We start from the raw sequence: 22,721 nt of genomic DNA, 5'->3' as shown, positions 1-22,721 counted from the left end.
CACGGCCGTGCTCGTCGTCCGTCCGGCGCGTCAGCGGCCGACCGCCTCCAGGGCGTCCGCGATGCCGTCACCGTAGAAGGAGTTCACCTCGAGGGAACCCACGCACTCCGGGCCGCGATCGACCGGACCGCACTCGTGGTCCTCGGCCTGGAGACGGATCTCCTGCTCCATGAGCTGCGGCGACCAGTCCGGGTGCGCCGACTTCATGAGCGCCAGGACGCCCGCCACGTGCGGGGAGGCCATCGACGTTCCGCTGTACAACGCGTACCCGTGACCCGTCACCGTGGACAGGATCCGCGATCCGGGCGCTGCCACGTCGATCTCGCCGAGGCCACGGTTGGAGAAGTACGACAGGTTCGCCTCGGAGTCGAGCGCGGACACGGTCACCACGCCGTCGAGCTCGGTCGGGATGTCCTCACAGCCCGAGTTGATGACGCGGTCGATCGCCTCGGAGTCGTTCGGGCTGGTGCTGTCGCTCGTGTTCGTCGCCAGGTCCGTGGCCGCGTTGCCGGCCGCCGCGGCGTGCACCACGCCCCGGTGCGTGGAGAAGTCCACCGCGCGCCGCACCGCCTCCTTCGCGGCGTACTGGTCCGGCTGGTCCGAGCACCAGTACATGAACGGGTCGATGTAGTAGCTGTTGTTCGTCACGTCCATGCCCTTGAGGCCGGCCCACATGAACCCGCAGATCGCGTACTCGGGGAAGATGTAGCCCTGGTCATTGACGACCTTGACCGATGCCAGCGTCACCCCGGGCGCCACGCCCACGATCCCTGTGCCGTTGCGCGCCGCGGCCACGGTGCCGGCCACGTGCGTCCCGTGGGACGACGTCGTCGGCCACCAGCCCTCGGCCGAGGTGTCCGGGCGTCCCGCGTCGGTGCAGTTCACCGACAGGTCCTCGGACACCTGGCCCACCAGGTCCGGGTGATCCGCCTCGATGCCGCTGTCCAGGATGCCGACCACCACATCGGGCGAGCCGTCGGTGATCTCGTGCGCCGCATCGGCCTGGATCATCGACATGTCCCACTGCTCGGCCTCACGAGGGTCCTCGGTGACCATCGCGGTGAACTCCTCGTCCGCAGCGGCGTCCGCCGTCGCCGCGCCCGCGTCCGTGCTCGCCCGCAGCGACGGCGCGCGCAGGGCATCCGTCCCGACGACCGCTGCGGGCGTGCCCTCGACCGGCGAGGCGGTGCGCGTCGCGCCGACCGAGTCGATCGCCCAGCGGCCGTGGCCCGAGACGACGTCGTCCCGGAACGAGCCGTTCGTCGAATGCGCCACGACCACGCCGATCTGAGGCCAGGACTGGACGACGACGCCACCGGCCGCCCGGACCGCTCGCTCCACCAGGCGGGTGAACCCCGGGTTCGCGTGCCTGGCGTTGACGACGTACGAGAACGTCTCGCCGTCGGGCGTGACGATCGGGACGGGCGTCGAGGTGGGCTCGTCGATTGTTGCGGCGCTCGCTGAGATGCCGAACGACGCGGCCGCGAGCGCCGCCGCCGCGGCGACCGCGAGGGCGCGCGCGGGGCGGGGGTATCGCATACGCATGAGTGCTCCCTGAAATTGGCGCAGCCCCGTGGTCCGGGGCCAAAGGGCAACTTACGGGTTCACCCGACATTCGGGAAAGTGTTCGACAATAAAGTCACCCGCTGGAAACATACCCGGGCGGATCCGCTTTCGCGAGAAGAGTCGGAATTCGACGGTTGCCCGTCCGGGCTTTCCGGTTCGGGGTCGCGGGGCCCGCGGCGTGACGTCTCCCTGGGGCCGGCCGACGTCAGCGGCCCGCCGCGTACCCCTGGGCGCCGCGTGAGTTGGCGGCCGCGCCCAGGAGTCCCGTGGAGGGGTCGCGGGTGACAGCCGACAGGCGGCCCAGTGCCCAGTCGCCGGCTCGTGTGATCCGGTGCCCGCGCGTGGCGAGCTCGGTGATCACGGCGTCCCCGAGCCGGTCCTCCACCACCAGCCCGCCGGGGGTCCACGTGCGTGGCCAGAAGGATCCGGGGAACGAGGTGGTGTGCCAGGCCGGGGCGTCGATCGCCTCCTGCGGCGTGTAGCCGCCGACGAGTACTCGCAGGAGGAACAGCAGCTGCCACTGGTCCTGCTGGTCGCCGCCGGGGGAGCCGCAGGCGAGCACGGGTTCGCCGTCGCGCAGGACGAGTGTCGGGGTGAGGGTGGTGCGGGGCCGGAGCCCGGGGGTGAGGGCCGACGGCGATGCCGGGTCCAGCCAGGTCATCTGCAGCCGCGTGCCGAGGCAGAAGCCGAGGTCGGGGATGGTGGGCGAGGACTGGAGCCAGCCGCCCGACGGCGTCGCGCTGATGATGTTTCCCCAACGGTCGACGACGTCGATGTGGCAGGTGTCGCCCCGCGTGGTGGCCGGCGGGTCCGGGACGGTGGGCTCGCCGGTCCCGGCCGCCGCGCCGCCTCCGGGCGCACCGGGCAGCGACCCGGCCGGGGCGGTGCTCGCGTGGTCGGTGTGCAGTGGGGGCACGGGCGGCCGGACCCGCCCGGGGACGTCGCCCGGCCGGATCTCGTGGCTCGCCGTCTCCCCGATGAGTTTCCGCCGCGACGCCGCGTATGCGGGCGACAGCAGGTGGTCCAGCGGGACCGGGCGCGCCGACGTGGGGCGGTCCCCGTCTCGGGCGCCGGCGGTTCCGTCCGTCCCCGCCGGGGTCTCCGGTCCGGCCGGGAGGCCGTCCCCGTACCAGGTGTCCCGATCCGCCAGAGCGAGTTTCTGCGCCTCCGCGACGGTGTGCACCCCGTGGGCGGTGCCCGGGTCCAGCAGGGCGTCGTCGTACCCGTCGAGGATCGTCAGCGTCTGGAGCAGCGCGGGTCCCTGTCCCCAGGCGCCGGTCTTGGCGACGGTCACGTCGCGGAACCGGGCCATGGCGGGTTCCTCGAAGGTGGCGGTGAACCCGGCGACGTCGTCGGCCGTCATGACTCCGGCGTGGTCGGCGCCGTCGGAGTGGCGGTGCGGGGTGCGGACGAACGCCTCGATCGCGGGTCCGGTGAGTTCGCGCCACCGGGTGCGGGCGGCGTCCGCGCCGGCCTCGCGTGACCCGGCGGCCTCGGCCGCCGCGGCCAGGGACTCCAGCACCGCCGCGTAGGCGGGATTGGTGACCAGCTCCCCGGGAACGGGTGGCCTTCCTCCCGGCATCCAGCGCTCGGCGGAGGTGGGCCAGTGCTCGCGGAACAGGTCCTGCACGGCCGAGATGGTCCGTGCCACCCGGTCCAGCACCGGGTGCCCGTCGCGTGCGTAACCGATCGCCTGGTTCAGGACATCGCGCACGGCCCAGGTGCCCCGGTCCCGCAGGAGCAGCAGCCAGGCGTCGACGGCGCCGGGGACGGCGGCGGCGAGCGCCCCGGAGCCGGGAACGAGCTCCAGATCCTCGCGACGGTAGTGCTCGATCGTGGCCCCGCTCGGTGCCGGGCCCTGGCCGGCGAGCACGACGGGCCTGCCGGGCTCGGCGGCGGAGGCGAGGACGGCGGTCATGTCCCCGCCGGGACCGTTCAGGTGCGGCTCGACGACGTGCAGCACGAAGGCGCCGGCACAGGCGGCGTCGAACGCGTTGCCACCCCGCTCCAGGACGGACTGCGCGGTGGCGGTGGCGATCCAGTGCGTGGACGCGGCCATGCCGAAGGTACCGGTCAGGTCAGGTCGTGTGGTGTGTGCGGGCGGTGGGACGAAGGACACGGCGACACCGTAGCCCGCCAGGCCGACACGGGCCGGCACCGGGACACCACCGGGACGGCCGCCGCTGCGACGCGGGGTCAGCCCGCGGTCACCGCATAGGCCCCCGCCTCGTCCGCGGAGAGGTCACCCGTCTCCCCGTCGCGCACGGCCCGCCCGCCGAGGGCGTACACGTACGCCCAGAAGGCCGCGAGGGCGATCGCCCCGATGACGATCTTCAGCCACCAGAACATCGACGACCCGGTGACGAACCCCTCGATCAGGCCGGACACGCCGAGTACCACCACGAGCGCGATGGCCACCGTGATGAGCGCGCGGCCCTCACGGGCCACGGACGTCGACCGCCTGAGGGGGCCGGGGTCGATCCACGACCAGAAGAACCGCAGGCCGGCGGCCCCGGCCACGAAGATCGCCGTGAGCTCCAGGAGGCCGTGCGGGGCGATCAACGTCAGGAACGTGTCGAGCTCGCCGTGCGCCGCCATCATCCCGCCCGTCGCACCGACACTCACGAAGTTCTGCCACAGCATGTACAGCGGAACGATCCCCGTGATCCCGCCCGCGACACACCACCACGCGATCCAGAAGTTGTTCGTCCACACCCTGCCCGCGAACCCCACCCCGGGGTCGTAGTAGTCCGCGAACGCCTCGTTCACGTACTGCTCCTGCACCGACGGCGGACCCATGGCCCGCAGCGCCTCCGGGTCGTTCGCCACGTTCGCGCCGGTGACGACGGCGACCAGGAGGGCCGCCGCGGTCACGCCGTGCGCCCACCAGCGGATGCGGTAGAGCGCCGCGGGCGCCGTGACCACCGCGAACCGCACGACCCCGCGCCATGCGGGTTCGTGCGAGCCGGCGATCTTCGTCCGGGCGCGGACCAGCAGGTCGGACAACCGCGTCACCACCGCAGGGTCCGGCGCGGCGGACCGCACCGTGGACAGGTGCGTCGCCACGGTCTGGTAGAGCCGCACGAGCTCGTCCGCCTCGGCGCCGTCCAGCCGCCGCCGCCCCGACAGTTGCGCGAGACGGTTCCACTGGCTCGAATGCACGGCGGCGAAGGCATCGATGTCCACGGCCGATAGTCTGCCTCACGCCCGGCACATCCCCTAGATTTTGTCCTGGCACCCACGGCCCCCGGCACAGCCCAGCAAGGAGATCACGTGCACGACGGCATCGTCATCGGCGAAGGAGTGCTCCTCGACGCGCGCCCCGCCGGGTTCCTCTCCAGGGCGCTCGCGGTGCTGCTCGACCTGGTCGTGCTCACCGTCGCCCTCGTGCTGCTGCTCACGCTGGCCGTCCCGTGGCTGACCGAGCAGCTCCAGCGGGGCGAGTCGGGGTTCGACACGCTCATGATCACGAACGTACTGGTCACGATCATGATCATGGTGGGCGTGCCCACCACCGTCGAGACACTGACCCGCGGACGTTCGCTCGGCAAGCTCGCCGTGGGGATCCGCGTCGTCAGGGACGACGGCGGACCCATACGCTTCCGCCACGCGTTCGTCCGGGCACTGGTGGGCGTCTTCGAACTCTGGCTCACGTTCGGGTTCCTCGCCGCCATCACCTCGCTGATCAACCGCCGCGGGAAGCGCCTCGGGGACCTGGGCGCGGGAACCTACGTGGTGCGGGTGCGAGGAGGGCATCCGCCGTCGGCTCCGGTCGTCATGCCGCACGAGCTGGCGGCGTGGGCGGACGGCACCGACATGCGCCGGCTGCCCGACGGGCTGGCGCTCGCCGCCCGCCAGTTCCTCGGACGGGCGCACAAGCTGGCGCCGCAGTCACGGCTCCGTCTCGCGGACGATCTGGCCGGCCGTGTCGAGCCATATGTCGCGCCGGGACCGCCCGCCGGGACGCACCCCGAGGCGTTCCTCCACGCCGTGCTCGCCGAACGGCGGCTGCGGGAGGAGGACGCGGCGCAACTGCGGCAGTCGCGTGCCCAGGAACATGCGAGCCTGCTGCATCGTCTCCCGTACGCGGTGCCGGACCTGCGCGACTGAGGACACCGGGGCGCCGCGGGGCGCGGGGTGGGTGAACCGGGGCGTCGCCCCCGCGGCAGCGCGCGTTTCTGCCCGCCCTGTCACCGTGTCGCGCTAGGGTGGCGACGGCACCAACCGACATGTCGTGGTGCGCCCACACCCCACGATCACCCCGGGAGACCAGCCTGTGACGACGCCAGCCAGCCCTGACGGCGGTTCGGGTACGCCTGCCCCCCAGAACGGGTGGGGCGAGCCGCCGCGCTACGGCCAGTACGCGCCGGGACACGGCCCGGGTCAGCAGGCCGCGGGCGCCCCCGGAGCCGCGTCACCGCAGTCGGCGCCCCAGTACGGGCAGCACCAGTACGGTCAGGCGCAGTACGGACGCCAGGGATGGGAACAGCCCGGAGGCCTGCCGCCGATGGCCGACAAGCCGGGCATCATCCCGCTTCGTCCCCTCTCGCTGGGTGAGATCTATGACGGAGCCTTCCAGGCCGTACGCCACAACCCGGGTGTGGTCCTCGGGTTCACCACGATCGTGCTGGCCGTCGCCGCCGCCGTGGGTGCCGTGCTCAGCCTCCCTCTCACCACGATCTTCGCGGACCTGTGGAGCCAGTTCGAGGACGCGGTGGCGACCGGTGCCGCCGACCCCGCCGACCTCGCCGCCTTCAACCAGGTGAGCGGCCTGGTCCCCGGGCTCTACGGGGTGGCGATCGGCACGTCGGTCACTCTGGGGCTGGCGACCCCCCTGGGCATGGGTGGTGTCGCGCTGTCCGTCAGCGAGTCGGTCATCGACAAGAAGGTCTCCATGGGTGAGACCTGGCGTCGCGTCGGGCCACGCTGGTGGTTCCTCATCGCCCTGGGCCTCCTGCAGGGCGTCGCCGTGTTCCTGTTCGCGGTGCTCATGGTCGCCCTGGTCGCCGGGATGTTCGCGCTCGACGACGGTCTCGGTGTGCTCGGCATCTTCCTGGCGCTCCTCGGCTATCTCGCCTTCGTCGCCTGGCTCGTCGTGCGAACGCTGCTCATGGCGCCGGCAATGGTGCTCGAACGCCAGGGGTTCTGGAGCACGGTGGTTCGGGGCTGGAAGCTGACCCGTGGAGTCTTCTGGCGCATGCTCGGCATCTACCTGCTCTCGGCCATCCTCGTCTGGGTTCTCGGGCAGATCATCGGTGCGCCCCTGTCGTACGGCTTCAGTTTCGCCTCGGTGCTCGCCAGCCCGGTCGTCGTGCAGATCGGCGTCGCGCTGACGACGCTCGTCGTCGCGCTGCTGGAGACCATCTTCATGGGCGCCGTCGTCGCGCTGCTCTACATCGACACACGGATGCGGCGTGAGGGTCTGGACGTGCAGCTCGTGGCGGCCGCGGCGGACCGATGAGCCTCTGGATGGAACCTCCGGTCGAGCCCGGCCGCGAGGAAGCGCGCGACTGGCTGTGGACCGAGCTCCAGCGTGCGGAGTACGCCGACCGCGAGAGCCTGCTCCAGCGCCTCATCGGCGCGGTGACGGAGTGGCTCCGTGGCCTGCGCGTCCCGGACACCGGATTGCCCTCCACCCAGTTCGCCGTCGCGATCCTGGTGCTCGTCGTCGTGGTGCTCGCCGTCGCCTGGTTCGTGGCCGGTCCGGTCCGTCGCGAGCGCAGGGCCGCGGGCTCGGCGGTCGTCGTGGAGCGGGACGACACACGCACGGCGGCGCGGATGCGCGCTGCGGCCGATGCGGCCGCCCATGCCGGTGACTGGTCGGCCGCCGTGGCGGAGCGGTACCGCGCCGTGGTCCGGTCCTGCGAGGAACGCGTCGTCATCGACTTCCGGCCGGGGCGCACCGCCCAGGAGGCCGCAGTGGACATCGGCGCCCGGCTGCCGGAGCTCGCCGCTCGGCTGCACGTCACCGCCGGGCTCTTCGACCGGGTCGAGTACGGCGGGCAGATCGCCTCGGCGGCCGACGACGCCGCGCTGCGTGACCTCGACGACGCGGTCACCGCCGCACGGGTCGAACGTACGGCCCCGGCGCCGGCCGCTGAGGGAGGGAACCTTCCGCCGGTGCCCGCCGAGACGGCCGGGGCCGCTTCTGCGGGTATCGGCGGGGCCCGGTCCACCTCGGACGACCATGCCCGCCCGGGACCAGGGAGCACGTCGTGACGATCATGTACGGCACCACGTCACCGGGCGCGGCCGGTCCTCGGGCAGGCGGCGGCCCGGAGGAGGGCCCGCCGGTGGTTGTCGGGGGTCCCGCCCGGCGCGGGTTCCCGTGGAAGACGGCAGGATGGGTCGCGCTCGTCGTGGCCGCGATCGGCCTGTTCGTCTTCGTTCTCGCCTTCACCCGGCCCGTCGGCTCGAACGTTCCCTTCTCGACCGCCAATGCCGACGACGACGGGGGCCGTGCCCTCGCGCAGGTGCTCGGGGACCACGGGGTCACGGTGCACGAGGTGCACACCGTCCGCGCGGCCTTCGACGGTGCCTCCGCAGGCGAGACGCTGGTCATCACACCGCATCCGGCCTACTTCGAGCCAGGGCAGATCGAGGCCCTGACGGCGGTCGGGGCCGACGTGGTGCTGCTCGCACCGGATCCCCAGCTCCTCGACTCCTTCACGGACGGCCGCGTCGAGGAGTGGTACGCGGGACCCGTCGCCGGCGGTGGGCCCGCATGCGCCGTGCCCGGCGCGCGGGCCGCGCAGGACGTCCGCCTCGAGGCCGGTCTGACCGTCACCGACGGCTCGGGCGACACCTGCTGGCCCGCTGCCGGCGCGGACGGGTTCGCCTACGTGCGGGTCCGGTCCGATGACCGGTGGGTGCACGTGATCTACGATCCTTCCCTCATCCGCAACGACAGCGTGCTGGCCGGCGGCAACGCCGCACTCGCGTTGTGGATGCTCGGCGCTCACGACGACCTCACCTGGCTGGTGCCCGACATCTTCGACACCACGATGCTCGACGGACCGCCTGGCGGCTCGGGCGGCGAGGACGACGGCGCGGGCCGCCCGCTGCCTCCCGAGGCGAGCGCCGGGAGCGTGCTGCCCCAGGGTGCGATCCCCGTCGTCTGGGTGCTCGCGCTCACCGGGCTGGCGGTCGCGATCTGGCGCGGGCGTCGCCTGGGTCCGCTGGTGACCGAGCCGCTGCCGGTGCTGGTCAGGTCGGCCGAGACGATGCGAGGCCGTGCCCGCCTGTACCGTGCGGTACGTGCGCGGGGCCACGCTGCGGCGGGGCTCCGTGCCTCCGCGGCGCACCGCATGGCACAGCGGCTGGGTCTGGCCCGATCGGCCGACGCCACGGCCGTCACCGACGCGGTGGCAGCCGCCACCCATCGATCCACCGAACAGGTGGCGCACCTGCTGTACGGGCCCCCGCCCGCCGACGACGGCGAACTCACCGAGCTCGCCCGGAGTCTCGACAACCTGGAGAGCGAGGTCCACCGATCGTGACCGAACCCGTGTACACCCGGCCCGAGTCAGGCCCCGGCCCGGAGCCCGCCCCGCGGCCCGACGCGCCGCAGGCCGCCGCCCCGCAGCCGCCCACGCCGTCGCAGAGCCTGCGATCCGCCCTGGCGGGGGTGCGGACCGAGGTGGGCAAGTCGGTCGTGGGTCAGGACTCGGCGGTGACGAGCCTGCTCATCGCCCTGCTCTGCCAGGGGCATGTGCTGCTGGAAGGCGTTCCGGGCGTCGCGAAGACCCTGCTCGTGCGATCTCTCGCCGCCTCGCTGTCCCTGGACACCAAGCGTGTGCAGTTCACCCCGGATCTCATGCCCGGCGATGTGACGGGTTCGCTCGTCTACGACGCCAACACCGCGCAGTTCTCCTTCCGCGAGGGCCCGGTGTTCACCAACCTGATGCTCGCCGACGAGATCAACCGCACGCCGCCCAAGACCCAGGCCTCGCTGCTCGAGGCGATGGAGGAACGGCAGGTCTCGGTGGACGGCGTACCGCGCATGCTGCCGGACCCGTTCGTGGTCATCGCCACGCAGAACCCCGTCGAGTACGAGGGCACCTACCCGCTGCCGGAGGCCCAGCTCGACCGGTTCCTGCTCAAGCTGGTGCTGCCGCTGCCCGAGCGCGAGGAGGAGGTCGAGGTGCTGGCCCGGCACGCGGCCGGTTTCGACCCCCGCGACCTGCGGGGAGCGGGGCTTCAGGCGGTGGCTGACGCCGACGTGCTCGCCCGTGCCCGGGCCGAGGTGAGCCAGGTTCAGGTGTCGCGGGAGGTCCTCGGCTACGCCGTGGACGTGTGCCGTGCCACGCGGCACTCGCCGTCCCTCTCCCTCGGGGTCTCGCCGCGCGGGGCCACGGCACTCCTGCGCACCTCGCGCGCGTGGGCCTGGCTTTCCGGCCGTTCGTTCGTGACGCCCGACGACGTCAAGGCGCTCGCCCACCCGACGCTGCGGCACCGGATCCAGCTGCGGGCCGAGGCCGAGCTCGAGGGCGTGACCGCCGAGGGCGTGCTCGACACGGTGCTGGCCTCCGTGCCGGTACCCCGCTGAGGCAGGACGCATGGTCCTGACCTGGCGAGCCGCCGTCCTCATGGCAGCGGGTGTGATCCCGGTGCTGCTCTGGCCTACCGGAGGGACCGTGGTCGCCTGGGCGTTGCTCGTGGTCGTCGTGTGCGCGGCGGACGTCGCGCTGGCGGCCTCGGCTCGCCGTGTCGAGGTCCAGCGGTATGTTCCGTCGTCCGTCCGGCTGGGTGAGCGGACGGCCTCGCGGTTGGTGGTCCGGAACGTGTCCGAGCGGCGGCTGCGGGGCGTCGTACGGGACGCGTGGCCGCCGTCGGCGGGTGCGGGCGAGGCCTCGGTCGGAGGCGGGCCGGGACGGCATGCCGTCGACCTGCCCGACCTCGAGGCCGTCCGCCTCACCACCACGCTGCGGCCGGTCCGGCGCGGCGACCGGCCGGCCGGCGGCGTCACGGTCCGCACGATCGGTCCGCTCGGCATCGCGGGACGGCAGCACACGCTCCCGGTGCCGGGCCGGCTCCGGGTGCTGCCCGAGTTCGCCAGCCGCAAGCACCTGCCCTCCCGCATGGCCCGCCTCCGCGAGCTCGACGGGCGGGCGGCGGTGCAGGTACGCGGCGAAGGCACCGAGTTCGACTCGTTGCGCGAGTACGTGGTCGGTGACGACGTCCGCTCGATCGACTGGCGTGCCACCGCCCGCCGGGGCGACGTCGTGGTCCGCACCTGGCGGCCGGAACGTGACCGTCGCGTCCTCATCGTGCTGGACACCGGACGCACCTCGGCCGCCCGGGTCGGCGCGGTGGGCAGCCAGATCGGCGCCCCGCGCCTGGACGCCAGCATCGAGGCGGCGCTGCTCCTGTCCGCCCTGGCGAGCCGGGCGGGTGACCGCGTCGAACTGGTCGCCTACGACCGTGCCGTCCGGGCGCGGGTGCAGGGTGCCGCCGGTCCGCGGCTCATGCCGGCCATGGCCGAGTCGCTGAGCGTGGTCGCGCCGGTGCTGCTGGAGACCGACTGGCCGGGCGTGGTCGGGCAGGTGCGCGAGCGCATGTCGCAGCGCGCGCTGGTCGTGCTGCTCACCACGCTCGACCCGGCCGCCGTCGAGAACGGACTGCTCGGCGTCGTCGACCAGCTCACACGCGAGCACCAGGTCGTGGTGGCGTCCGTCGCCGACGAGGAGGTCGCCCGGATGGCCGCCGGTCGTGAGTCGTCCTGGGAGGTGTACGACGCCGCCGCGGCGGCACGAGGCAACCTGGAACGCGGGGCGGCGACCACCATGCTGCGTCGTTACGGCGCCGAGGTCATCGATGCCCTTCCCGACGATCTCGCCCCCCGCCTGGCCGACACCTACCTCGCGCTGAAGGCCGCGGGCAGGCTCTGAGACCGCCCGGCAGGTTCTGAGACCGCCCGGCAGGTTCTGAGACCGCAGAGGATCGGCAGGACGTGGGGCCGGCTCCCCGGGCCGGGCGTCTCCCCCGGCTCGGGGGCTACCAGCGCCCGGCAGGCGAGTATCTGTCCGACCGGGCCCGGTACCCGTGACCGGTCAGCCCGGCACGATGCCCGGCACGGCACGATGCCCGGCCCGACGGTCAGCCCGGGTAGCCGACCGCGAGGATGCCTTCGGCGATCGGGTCGCCCCAGCCGGTGGTGTGCTCCTGGTAGAGGTCCCCGTGGTGCGTGAGGGCCAGCGCGCCGGAGTCGGTCACGCCTGAGGTCAGGATCTTCACGTCGGCCAGTTCCTGGACCGTCTCCGTGCCGCCGCTGTCGTCCGGCAGACCGCCCACGCCGGTCTCGAAAATCGCGGTCGTGTCGTCGTCCTGGGTCAGCAGGAGAAGCGCCGTCTGACCGGACCACTGGGCTGAGACCACGCCGGAGACGGAGGCCGCGACCTCCAGCGGCTTCGTGAGCTTCTCGGGTTCGCCGTTCTCACCTCTCACGATGGCGGCGACGTGCACCGACGTGCTGTTCGCCCGCTGGCTCACCACCGCCACCCGCGCGCCGTCCGGGGCGACCCGCACGCCGATCACCTGCCGGCCGCCGAGCCAGTCCGGTCGCCGGACGTGCTTCGTGCCCGACTGGTCCACCACGAGCAGTTCCCCGTCATCGTTCGCGGGGTCGAAGTCCGTCCGTCCGGGGTCGTCGCTCGACCAGACGAAGCCGTACCGGTCCAGTGACGGTGCCACCAGCCGCGCTCCCGTCAGAAGCTCGGGCTGGTCGTCGCTGCCGTCGACGTCGGTGACACGGACGAGTCGGGTCTCCCCGTCGCGCACGACGACAGGTGCGGAGCCCCGGCCGACGGCGATCGCGGTCGGGTCCAGGCCCTCCAGGTGGACCGCCTGCTCGAAGTCCAGCAGCTTGTCGTCGGACACCGTGTAGAGCTCGTTGCCCGACACCGCGACGGGCGCCCCCCGTGTGACAGGCATCGCCGGCTCTGCGATCGCCGGCCTGGTCAGTTTGGCTTCTCCGGCGTACAGGGCGATCTCGGGTTGCACCTCGCCGTCGGTCAGGGTCACGCCGAGCTGCGCGAACAGCAGGCCGAGCTGCGGCTCGTCCAGCTCGGCCATGTCGTCACCCAGCCGTACCTCGACGATGCCCTCGCTGTCGTCGGTGACGGTCGGGACGGCGAGCTGCGTGCCCTCCGGCGCGGCCGTGGCGACGGCACTCTGCAGCCATGCGGGCGGGCCGTACAGGACCTCGGCGACCGCGCTCGTGCGCCACGCGCTGCGCGGGAACCAGCGCTGATCGGGCACCCAGGCCTTGAGGTCGCGGGTGGGGAAGTACAGGCGTGTCGCCCGGAACTGGTTCGCGAACTGGCGCTCCGGCACGAAGACGCCGTCGTCCAGTTCCGAGATGCGCCACTGCTGGTCGGAGTTCCGTCGCAGGGTGAAACTCGTGGTGAACGGAGCCGGGCTCTCGGCCTCGGTGTACATCCCGTGCGCGTCGACGCGGGCAACCGCCTCTACCGAGACGGACACCTCGGCGGTCTCCGCGGCACCGCCGGTGCCCGGCTGGACGGTGATGTCGGGTGCACCGGAGTAGAGCACCACGTTGCCCGTCGGAACCCAGGACTCCTGCATGTCGCCGGTCAGGTAGAGCTCGGCCGTGTCGTACTGCTCGTACGTCTTCCCGGTGGAGCCGGATCCGCCGGCGAGCAGGAAGGACTGGACAAGGGCGGCGGGGTCGGCGTCGTCCTGGGGAGCCGGCGGGACGAAGAAGAAGGAGTCGTCGCTACCCTCGTCCGCCTGCCGGTGCATGACCGGCCCCGACGAGGGCACCGAGGCGCAGCCGGACAGCGTGACCAGCAGCGTGAGCGCCGCTGCCAGGCCGGCGACGAGGCGGGGGGCGCGCATCAGCGGACCTCCAGGTCGGGGATGGCGGTGGGGGACGCCCCTGCGGGCGGATGCACGACGGGGATCTGACCCGTGGCAACCTCGGGCTCGTGCGACTCGGGCACCAGCGGGACCGGGGACGAGTCGAGCCGGATGCCTGCGCGGCGGGGCAGGGTGAGCCGGAAGCTCGCGCCCCGGCCGGGCCTGCCCCACGCCTCGAGCCGGCCGGCGTGCAGACGCGCGTCCTCGTGCGCGATGGCGAGCCCGAGCCCGCTCCCGCCCGTGGTGCGCGCGCGAGCGGGGTCCGCCCGCCAGAAGCGGTTGAAGACGTGTTCCACCTGGGGTTTGGTCATCCCGACCCCGTAGTCGCGCACGACGACGGCGACCGCGCTGGCATCCTGCCCGACGGTCACCTCCACCGGGCGGCCCTCCGAGTGCTCGATCGCGTTCACCACGAGGTTGCGCACGATGCGTTCGATGCGTCGCGGATCGATGTCGGCGACGGTGTCCCCGTCGGGCAGCCGCACGGACACCGGCGCCTGCTTGTTCTCGGCGAGCGGGAGGGCCATCTGCACCACCGATCTGACGACGTCACCGAGATCGCGCTGCTCGGCATCGAGCACCGCCGCGCCGGCATCGAACCGGCTGATCTCCAGCAGGTCCGAGAGGAGCCCTTCGAAGCGTTCGATCTGGTCGGTCAGGAGCTCGGCCGACCGGCTCGCGTCCGCGTCGAGCTGTTCCCGGGCCGCGTGGATCACGTCGCCCGCCATGCGGATCGTCGTGAGCGGCGTGCGCAGCTCGTGCGACACGTCGGACACGAACTGCCGCTGCGCGGTCGACAGCTCCTCCATCTGCTGGATCTGCTGCTGCAGGCTGTCGGCCATCGCGTTGAACGACCGGGACAACGTCGCCATCTCGTCGATGCCGGTGACCCCGGGGAGTCGTTCGTCCAGATGGCCGTCCGACAGCCGCTCCGCCACGGCCGCGGCTCGTGTCACCGGCGCCACCGTCTGGCGGCTGACGAGAGCCGTGATCAGGCCGATGAGCAGGAGGACGAACGCAGCCCCGATACCGAGCACCCGGTACACGAACGACAGGGTCTCCTGCTCCGGCTGCAGGGAGTACACGTAGTAGATCTCGTAGGTGCCGAACTTGGGTACCTGCAGCGACGTACCGACCACGATGCCGGGTCCCGTCCGGTTCGGCTGTCCGGGGTCCTGGACCTCGGCGAACTGCACGACCTGTTCGTTGGCGCCGGCGCGCTGCTCGCGCAGCCTCGCGTTCTCGCGGCGCAGGTCCTCGGTGAGCAGAGCGTCCTGCTGAGCGCCCATGCTCACCGGGATGATCACGTCGCTGACCTGCGGCTGTGTTCCCAGGGGGTGGACCACGAACACGGCCTCGACGTTCGAGGCGCTGGTCAGGATCCGCTGGGCCACCAGACCCATGAGCTGCTGCGCCTGCTGCTCGTCCGTGACCGCCGAGCTGCGGAACTGCTCGTTCGCATCCGTGGTCAGCGCGGCGGTCTCGTTCTCGATCGACTCCAGCCGGCGCTCCACCATGCCGTCCCGGACCGACGTGGACAGGTACAGCCCGAGCGCGGCGACAGCCACGACACCGATGGCCAGCGCCGATGCCATGATGCGCAACCGCAGGGAGGCGCGGAACGCGTGGACCACCCGTCGCACCAGGCGGGCCATGGTGATGCGCGCGCGGACGATCGCCCGACGCGGCCAGGACGTGACCCTGGTCATTGCTGCGGGGTGCCCGCCTTGTAGCCGACGCCGCGTACGGTCAGGACGATCTCCGGGTTCTCCGGGTCACGCTCGATCTTCGAGCGCAGGCGCTGGACGTGGACGTTCACCAGCCGGGTGTCCGCGCTGTGCCGGTAGCCCCACACGCGCTCCAGGAGCACCTCGCGGGTGAAGACCTGCCACGGCTTGCGGGCGAGCTCCACGAGCAGGTCGAACTCCAGGGGCGTCAGGGCGATCTTCTCCCCGTCCCGGGTCACGGTGTGTCCCGTGACGTCGATGTCGATGTCGCCCACCTGGAGCCGCTCGGGGCCAGGGTCCTCGGTGCGGCGCAGCCGCGCCTTCACCCGGGCGATGAGCTCCTTGGGCTTGAACGGCTTCGAGATGTAGTCGTCGGCTCCTGACTCCAGGCCCAGCACGACGTCGACCGTGTCGGACTTGGCGGTGAGCATGATGATCGGGACGCCGGACTCGGCACGGACCTCGCGGCAGACCTGGACGCCGTCCTTGCCGGGCAGCATGACGTCCAGCAGGATCAGGTCCGGCTGGTGCATGCGGGCCATCGACATGGCGTCGTCCCCGTCCGTGCAGAAGATCGGTTCGATCCCCTCGCCCCGAAGCACGATGCCGATCATCTCTGCCAGGGCAGTGTCGTCGTCGACGACAAGGACGCGGGATTTCATGTCGTCCAGTGTGCCAGGTCCATCGGTGTGCAGCGGGTGAATCGGCGCGGCGAGGCGGGGCGGCTCCGCCCTGGCAGGGCACGGATGCGGCGGCGGAGGTTCCGGCTCCGCCGCCGCATCCGCTCATTCGCCCCGGTGCAGCGCAGCGGGGCTACCGGGCGGCGACCGCCTCTCCGATGCACGCGTCGTCGAGCTGGACCACGCCGAACGACCATCCCTTGCGCTTGTAGAGCACGGACGGGCGTGCGGTCTCCTTGTCGATGAAGAGGTAGAAGTCGTGACCCACCATCTCCATCTCGTAGACGGCGTCGTCGAGGGTCATCGGCTCGGCGCTGTGCAGCTTTTGGCGGATCACCACGGGCGAGTCGCCCATCGTGGTCTCCACGGAGTCGCCGGGCTCTGCCAGGGCGGCGGGAGCCTCGACCTGCGGCTCCGTCCGGTTGTCAGGCGTGAGCACGTCGTCGTCGATCGGGCGGGTCGTGGTGGCGCCCGCGTTCGGCCGGTGGTTCCGGTGGTGCTTGCGCCGGTCGCGTGCGCGGCGCAGTCGTTCGTTGAGCTTGTCGATGGCGAGGTCGAGCGCGCCGAACCGGTCGTCCGCCGCGGCCTCGGCCCGGATCACGGGCCCCTTCGCCCGGACCGTGAGTTCCACTCGCTCGCGCTGCTCTGCCATCCGCGGGTTGTTCTCTCGCGTGACCTCCACGTCCACCCGCCGGGCCGTGGGGGAGAGGAGCTCGACCTTGGAGAGCTTGTCCTCCACCTGCTTGCGGAACCTGTCCGCCACCACCGTGTGCCTGCCGACGACGACGATCTCCATGTTGCTGTCTCCGCTTCGGGTCGAGGGCGCCGTGTGCGCCCGGGGTTCCGTCTGAAATGGGGCACCTCGTGCGGTGCCGGGATGGATCACCCCCGTCGCGGTTTCGAAGGGCCGCTGCGCCCCTCGGGGAAACTCAGGCTAACCCCGCACCGCGAGTTTGCGACAGCCCCAACGGCAGGTAAAAAACACAGCATGTTCTGACTGTTCGTCAGTACGCGGGGCCCCGTCCGCGGCGCGTATCCGGTGGTGGCGTCGCTGCCAGCACAATTGCCCCGAGCACGTCAGCCCCGGCCGCCTCGAGGGCGTGTTCGCTCGCAGCGAGAGTCGCCCCGGAGGTGACGACGTCGTCGACCACGACGCAGGCGCAGCCGTCCAGGCGCCGGGTGGATCGCACCGCCGAGGAGAGGTTCTGGCCGCGAGCCCGGGAGCCGAGCCCGACCTGGTCACGCGTGGCGCGGCGGCGCAGCACGCCCGAGCGGCGAGCGGGTGTGCCGCCGTCGCGCAGCCCACGGACGACAGAGGTGGCGAGCTCGCGGACGGGGTCGCGCCCGCGCCGGCGCCGCGCCTGCCTCGTCGAGGGAACCGGGACCACCGCGACCGGAGCGCGCAGCAGCGGGGCGAGGTGCCGGGCGGCCTCCAGAAGAGCTCCCGCGAGCAGGCGGTCCAGGTCTGCCCGCCCGCGGTCCTTCCAGTGGACGACGACGTCCCGGACCGGCCCCGAGTACTCCGTCAGCGCCCACACCGGCAGGGGTGGCGCACCGTCGACCCGGTCGAGCCGGCCCGCGCCGTGCTCCACCCGCACGGGTGGCCCGTCGAAGCGGCGGGCGCACGCCGCGCACCATCGCACGTCCCGCTCGCCGCACGGGCAGGCGACCGGCAGCAGCAGCCGGGACAGGTCGACGAACGGGCGCAGGGCCGCGCGCGGCGGCGCGGCGGCGGGCCGAGGGAACGTGTGCGACGGAGGCATGCGGCCAGCCTGCCCCGGATCGCATCCGCGCACCGGCTGTCCACAGGCGGGCGTCCGCCCGAGGCGGCCCACCCGTGCCCGCACCCGTCGCGCCCCTGGAAGACGGGCCTGCTGACGGGCCTACTGACCTGGCGCGCGCCGCTCGGCCTCGTGCCGCGGATCCTCGCTCCCCGAGTCCTCGCCGGCGGTGTCGTCCGGGCCCCGGCGTGTCCGGGTCTGGGCGTCGCGGCGCTCCTCGGCCACGTCGTAGCCGAGCGCGGCCTCTGCGGCATGGTCCGCGAGTGCCAGCCCGGCCGTGCCGTACAGGTGGAACACCGCGTCGGCGCCGTGCCGTCGCAGCTCGGCGGCATCGTCGTCGTACCGGGCCACGGCCGCGACGGTGCCGTTGAACTCGCCCGCGCGCAGCTGCCCGAGTGCGATGAGGTTGGCCTGGTGGAAAGGCATGGCGAGGATTGCCAGCCGGATGTTGCCGGCGCTGCGTACGCGCGCCCAGAACTCGATGTCGGTCGCGTCGGCCTGGACCACGGTGTAGCCGTCCTCCCGGAGCGCGGCGACGCGTTCGGGGTCGTGCTCGACCCCGATGACGCTCATGCCGTAGTCCTCGGTGAGCTGGCGGAACGCCCCGCGGCCGATACGGCCCATGCCGAGAACGAGCGCCTCGGCGCCGGACACGTCGATGAGGCGTTCCTCGCGGTGCAGCCACTCGTTCGGCTTGGAGGGGAACCTGCTGGCGAGCGCGATGGCGATCTCGTTCCCGCGGGTGTTCAGGGCCGAGGCGACCACGAAGCTCACGGCGACCGCCACCGCCAGGACGACCACCCAGTCCTCGGCGAGGAGACCCGCCTCCGCGCCGACGGCAACGACGATGAGTCCGAACTCGGAGTAGTTGGTCAGCACGAGGCCGGTCAGGATCGCCGTGCGCTTGCGCAGGTGCATGAGGCGCAGCAGGAGTGCGGTGGCGATCCCCTGCAACGGCAGCATGAGCAGCACGAGGAGGCCGACGGCGATCGTCGAGCCGCTGGGCTCGCCGGCGAATCCGATGGACACGAAGAAGCCGACGAGCAGCAGTTCCTTGAGGGTGAACAGGTTGCGGCTGAGCTCGGTGCTGTTGGTGTGCCCGGCCAGGAGGACACCCATGACGAGGGCGCCGAGATCGCCCTTGAGACCCGCGAGGTCGAACAGGGCGTACCCGGGGCCGAGCGCGACGGCGATGCCGAACAGCGCCTGCAGCTCGCCGTGGCCCACGTGCGACCAGGCCTTGCGGAGCAGCCACGCGCCGGGGACCAGGAGGACGAGGGCGAGCGCCCACGGGCTCGGCGGTTCGTCGGCGGTGACCGAGACGAAGACGACGGCGATGAGATCCTGCATGATCAGCACGCCGATCGCGATGCGTCCGTACAGCGCGCGCTGGTCGGAACGGCCGTCGAGCACCTTGACGACGAAGACCGTCGAGGAGAACGAGAGCGCGAGGCCGATGAGCGCGAGGGTCCCCAGGTCCTTGTCCGCGAGGAGCGACAGCCCCACGGCTCCGAACATGCCGAGGAACCCGACGGCGATGGCGACGCTGATGACCAGGTGGGCGACGGTGGTGAGCCAGACCTCCTTGCGCAGCAGGGAGCGCAGGTCCAGCTTGAGGCCGATGCCGAACAGGAGCAGTGTGACGCCGAGCTCCGCCACGGTCTCCAGGTAGGTGGGTTCGGCGAAGCCCGCCGCGTGCAGCACGAAACCCGCGACCAGGAACCCCACGAGCGGAGGGAGGCGGAAGAGGTGTGCGCCCAGACCCAGAGCCGTCGTGACGAGCAGGAATGTCGCCGCGGTCACCATGAGGTGATGGTATGCAAGAAACGTTTCGTACGGTCGTCCGTGGTGTTGCGGACGCGCAGGGTGAGGGCGGCGGCGGTCCGGCGTGGTCCCGGGCGGCCCCTGCCGGGACGGGGCTCACAGGCAGTTCTCCCGAGAGCGAACCCGGCGGCGCGGCGTCCTCGGGGCTGACACCGTTGTGTTCGAACATTCAGCCTTACGGCCTACGATGGGCACGCATGTCCACGCAAGCGTGCCCACTGGTGGGCAGTATCACACCGACCGATCCGGGAGAACCCGCGTGCCCTCGATTCTCGAGAAGGTCCTGCGCTTCGGCGAGGGCCGGACGCTCAAGAAGCTGCACTCCATCGCGGAGCAGGTGAACCGGCTCGAGCCCAGTTTCGAGGAGCTGAGCGACGCCGAGCTCCGTGAGGAGACCGAGCGGTTCAAGGAGCGGCTCGCCGCCGGGGCGCCGCGCGAGGAGATCCGCGCCGAGGCGTTCGCCGCCGTGCGCGAGGCGGCGCGCCGCACGCTCGGCCAGCGGCACTTCGACGTGCAGATCATGGGGGGCGCCGCGCTCGACCTGGGCAACATCGCCGAGATGCGCACGGGTGAGGGCAAGACGCTGGTGGCCACGACCGCGGCGTACTTCAACGCGCTGGACGGCAAGGGCGTCCACGTGGTCACCACGAACGACTACCTCGCCAGGTACCAGGGCGAGCTGATGGGCCGCGTGTTCCGCTTCCTGGGGATGTCGACCGGCATCATCGTCTCGGGCCAGGCCCCGGCCGAGCGCCGCGAGCAGTACGCGGCCGACATCACCTACGGCACCAACAACGAGTTCGGCTTCGACTTCCTGCGGGACAACATGGCCTGGTCGCCCGGCGACCTGGTGCAGCGTGGCCACCACTTCGCCGTCGTCGACGAGGTGGACTCGATCCTGATCGACGAGGCACGCACGCCGCTGATCATCTCCGGCCCCGGGTCGGGCGACGCGAACCGCTGGTACGTCGAGTTCGCCAAGGTGGTACGCCGCCTGGCACCCACCCAGGACTACGAGGTGGACGAGAAGAAGCGCACGGTCGGCGTGCTGGAGCCGGGCATCGCGAAGATCGAGGACTACCTCGGCATCGACAACCTCTACGAGTCGCTGAACACCCCGCTGATCGGCTTCCTCAACAACGCGATCAAGGCCAAGGAGCTGTTCAAGCGCGACAAGGACTACGTCGTGCTGAACGGCGAGGTCATGATCGTCGACGAGCACACCGGGCGTATTCTCGCGGGCCGCCGCTACAACGAGGGCATGCACCAGGCGATCGAGGCCAAGGAAGGCGTCGAGATCAAGGCCGAGAACCAGACGCTCGCCACGATCACGCTGCAGAACTACTTCCGCCGCTACAGCAAGCTCTCGGGCATGACGGGTACGGCCGAGACCGAGGCCGCCGAGTTCCAGGGCACCTACGAGATCGGCGTCGTGCCGATCCCCACGAACAAGCCGCCGCAGCGCATCGACGCCTCCGACCTCGTGTACAAGAGCGAGGAGGGCAAGTTCACCGCCGTGGTGGACGACATCGTCGAGCGCCACGCCGCCGGCCAGCCGGTACTCGTCGGCACCACCAGCGTGGAGAAGTCCGAGCTGCTGTCCGGGCTGCTGAAGAAGGCGGGCGTGCCGCACAACGTCCTGAACGCGAAGGAGCACGAGCGCGAGGCCTCGATCATCGCGATGGCGGGCCGCAAGGGTGCCGTGACCGTCGCGACGAACATGGCCGGCCGCGGTACCGACATCATGCTCGGGGGCAACGCGGAGCACATCGCCGTCGCCGCGCTCGCCGAGAAGGGCCTGGACCCGTCGGAGACCCCGGAGGAGTACGAGGCGGCGTGGCCGCAGGCGCTGGAGCAGGCGCAGCAGGCGGTCGCCGCCGAGCACGACGAGGTGACGCGGATCGGCGGGCTCTACGTGCTGGGCACGGAGCGCCACGAGTCACGGCGCATCGACAACCAGCTGCGCGGCCGCTCCGGTCGTCAGGGCGACCCGGGTGAGTCGCGGTTCTACCTGTCGATGCAGGACGACCTGATGCGCCTGTTCAACTCGGGCCTGGCCGAGACGATGATGCATCGCGCGGGCTTCCCCGACGACATGCCGCTGGAGTCGAAGATGGTCACGCGCGGCATCCAGTCCGCGCAGGCGCAGGTGGAGTCGCGCAACTTCGAGATCCGCAAGAACGTCCTGAAGTACGACGACGTCCTGTCCCGCCAGCGCGACATCATCTACGCCGAGCGTCGCAAGGTGCTGGACGGTGAGGACCTGCACGAGCAGGTGCAGCACTTCGTCACGGACATCATCACGGAGTACGTCACGGCGGCGACCGCCGAGGGCGCACCCGAGGAGTGGGACCTCGACGGGCTGTGGACGGCGCTGCGCAACGTCTACCCGGTGTCGATCACCGTCGACGACGTGGTCGCCGAGGCGGGCGGCGTCGGCAGCGTGAGCCGCGAGCTGCTGCTCGAGGAGGTCCTCTCGGACGCGCGTGTCGCCTATGGGGCCCGCGAGGAGGAGCTCGGTTCGGCCGCGATGCGTGAGCTCGAGCGCCGGGTGGTCCTGTCGGTGACCGACCGCAACTGGCGTGAGCACCTGTACGAGATGGACTACCTCAAGGAGGGCATCGGCCTGCGCGCGATGGCGCAGCGCGACCCCCTGGTGGAGTACCAGCGCGAGGGCTTCCAGCTGTTCGAGGCGATGAAGGACGCCATCCGGGAGCAGTCCGTCGGCTTCCTGTTCAACCTCGAGGTGACGGTGCAGCAGGCCGACGACGGGCAGCAGGGCCGTGCGGTCGCGGGCGCCGTCGCCGGTGCCATGGCCGAGGGCGCGGCGGCCGCCCCGCAGCCCGCACCCTCGGGACCGGGCGCCACGGACGCGGCGGGAGTGCCCGGTGCCACCGGCATGACCGGCGTGATGGCCCCGGTGGGCCGCGACGAGAAGGTGCCGCCGCGCGGTGGCCGCCTGGGCACCGGCCAGCCGGAGCCCACGGAGACCCAGCCGATGCCCGTGCTCCAGGCTCGTGGACTCGAAGGGCCTCGTCGCACGCCGTTGACGTACAGTGCGCCCAGCGACGACGGCAGCGGTTCCGCCTTCGTCCAGGGACCGGCCACTCGTCGCGGTCGCCGTGCGTCCGCCGGCTCCACCGAACAGGCGGCCGCAGGTCCCGCTGACACCCGGACCTTCCCGGGAACGCCGCGCAACGCGCAGTGCCCCTGCGGTTCGGGGAAGAAGTACAAGGCCTGCCACGGCCTCAACGACATGTGAG

General features: G+C 71.9%; 16 protein-coding genes and 1 pseudogene. 8 read left to right on the top strand and 9 right to left on the bottom strand.

The window, feature by feature from the left end; all coding sequences use genetic code 11:
• Positions 1–30: 30 nt before the first annotated feature.
• The 3 genes from HGK34_RS06100 to HGK34_RS06090 all read right to left on the bottom strand — a co-directional run bounded on the left by HGK34_RS06100 (position 31) and on the right by HGK34_RS06090 (position 4,752).
• On the bottom strand, positions 31–1,545 hold the full coding sequence (locus HGK34_RS06100; RefSeq protein ID WP_307815817.1) for a S8 family peptidase: 1,515 nt from the start codon (positions 1,543–1,545) through the stop codon (positions 31–33).
• Positions 1,546–1,771: 226 nt separating this feature from the next.
• The gene (locus HGK34_RS06095) at positions 1,772–3,685 is read right to left on the bottom strand and encodes a gamma-glutamyltransferase family protein (protein ID WP_307815816.1); all 1,914 of its coding nucleotides are present in this window, start codon (positions 3,683–3,685) and stop codon (positions 1,772–1,774) included.
• 77 nt (positions 3,686–3,762) lie between these two features.
• A complete protein-coding gene (locus HGK34_RS06090) occupies positions 3,763–4,752 on the bottom strand; it encodes a stage II sporulation protein M (RefSeq protein WP_201845690.1) in 990 nt (329 codons plus the stop codon).
• An 87-nt stretch (positions 4,753–4,839) separates the two neighbouring features.
• On the opposite strand from HGK34_RS06090, the gene HGK34_RS06085 reads away from it, so the two are divergent.
• The 6 genes from HGK34_RS06085 to HGK34_RS06060 all read left to right on the top strand — a co-directional run bounded on the left by HGK34_RS06085 (position 4,840) and on the right by HGK34_RS06060 (position 11,456).
• Complete coding sequence (locus tag HGK34_RS06085) at positions 4,840–5,676, top strand: RDD family protein (protein ID WP_201845689.1); 837 nt, start codon at positions 4,840–4,842, stop codon at positions 5,674–5,676.
• A gap of 166 nt (positions 5,677–5,842) precedes the next feature.
• Complete coding sequence (locus HGK34_RS06080) at positions 5,843–7,027, top strand: hypothetical protein (RefSeq protein WP_201845688.1); 1,185 nt, start codon at positions 5,843–5,845, stop codon at positions 7,025–7,027.
• Between the two features lie 8 nt (positions 7,028–7,035).
• Entirely contained in the window at positions 7,036–7,785 is a 750-nt protein-coding gene (locus tag HGK34_RS06075; protein ID WP_244666464.1) for a DUF4129 domain-containing protein, read from the top strand.
• Positions 7,786–7,790: 5 nt separating this feature from the next.
• Complete coding sequence (locus HGK34_RS06070) at positions 7,791–9,065, top strand: DUF4350 domain-containing protein (RefSeq protein WP_244666475.1); 1,275 nt, start codon at positions 7,791–7,793, stop codon at positions 9,063–9,065.
• Complete coding sequence (locus HGK34_RS06065; RefSeq protein ID WP_307815815.1) at positions 9,062–10,114, top strand: AAA family ATPase; 1,053 nt, start codon at positions 9,062–9,064, stop codon at positions 10,112–10,114. The genes HGK34_RS06070 and HGK34_RS06065 overlap by 4 nt, the downstream gene beginning before the upstream one ends.
• Before the next feature lie 10 nt (positions 10,115–10,124).
• Positions 10,125–11,456 (top strand): DUF58 domain-containing protein, encoded by a 1,332-nt coding sequence (locus tag HGK34_RS06060; RefSeq protein WP_201845685.1) that lies wholly within the window; start codon positions 10,125–10,127, stop codon positions 11,454–11,456.
• Between the two features lie 208 nt (positions 11,457–11,664).
• On the opposite strand, the gene HGK34_RS06055 is transcribed toward HGK34_RS06060, so the two are convergent.
• From HGK34_RS06055 to HGK34_RS06030, 6 genes are all read right to left on the bottom strand, one after another.
• Positions 11,665–13,425: an LpqB family beta-propeller domain-containing protein gene (locus HGK34_RS06055; protein WP_201845684.1), complete on the bottom strand. Its 1,761-nt coding sequence runs from the start codon at positions 13,423–13,425 to the stop codon at positions 11,665–11,667.
• Complete coding sequence (gene mtrB, locus HGK34_RS06050; protein ID WP_201845683.1) at positions 13,425–15,155, bottom strand: MtrAB system histidine kinase MtrB; 1,731 nt, start codon at positions 15,153–15,155, stop codon at positions 13,425–13,427. Before mtrB ends, HGK34_RS06055 begins: the two co-directional genes overlap by 1 nt.
• A complete protein-coding gene (mtrA, locus tag HGK34_RS06045) occupies positions 15,152–15,835 on the bottom strand; it encodes an MtrAB system response regulator MtrA (RefSeq protein ID WP_201845682.1) in 684 nt (227 codons plus the stop codon). The genes mtrB and mtrA overlap by 4 nt, the downstream gene beginning before the upstream one ends.
• 151 nt (positions 15,836–15,986) lie before the next feature.
• Complete coding sequence (gene hpf / locus HGK34_RS06040) at positions 15,987–16,649, bottom strand: ribosome hibernation-promoting factor, HPF/YfiA family (protein WP_201845681.1); 663 nt, start codon at positions 16,647–16,649, stop codon at positions 15,987–15,989.
• A gap of 208 nt (positions 16,650–16,857) precedes the next feature.
• Positions 16,858–17,616: a ComF family protein gene (locus tag HGK34_RS06035; protein ID WP_201845680.1), complete on the bottom strand. Its 759-nt coding sequence runs from the start codon at positions 17,614–17,616 to the stop codon at positions 16,858–16,860.
• A 120-nt stretch (positions 17,617–17,736) separates the two neighbouring features.
• A complete protein-coding gene (locus tag HGK34_RS06030) occupies positions 17,737–19,440 on the bottom strand; it encodes a cation:proton antiporter domain-containing protein (protein ID WP_201845679.1) in 1,704 nt (567 codons plus the stop codon).
• Positions 19,441–19,717: 277 nt separating this feature from the next.
• Here HGK34_RS06030 and secA point away from each other — a divergent pair.
• A pseudogene (gene secA, locus HGK34_RS06025) lies at positions 19,718–22,214 on the top strand (preprotein translocase subunit SecA); the annotation flags it as partial.
• A 56-nt stretch (positions 22,215–22,270) separates the two neighbouring features.
• Positions 22,271–22,720 (top strand): SEC-C metal-binding domain-containing protein, encoded by a 450-nt coding sequence (locus HGK34_RS23820; RefSeq protein ID WP_443677251.1) that lies wholly within the window; start codon positions 22,271–22,273, stop codon positions 22,718–22,720.
• The last annotated feature ends 1 nt before the right edge of the window (position 22,721 follow it).

The organism is Myceligenerans indicum (assembly GCF_016742955.1).
GTDB classification, from domain to species: domain Bacteria; phylum Actinomycetota; class Actinomycetes; order Actinomycetales; family Cellulomonadaceae; genus Myceligenerans; species Myceligenerans indicum.
The sequence above is the reverse complement of the archived record's forward strand: the minus strand, read 5'-3'. Positions and strand labels throughout refer to the sequence as shown.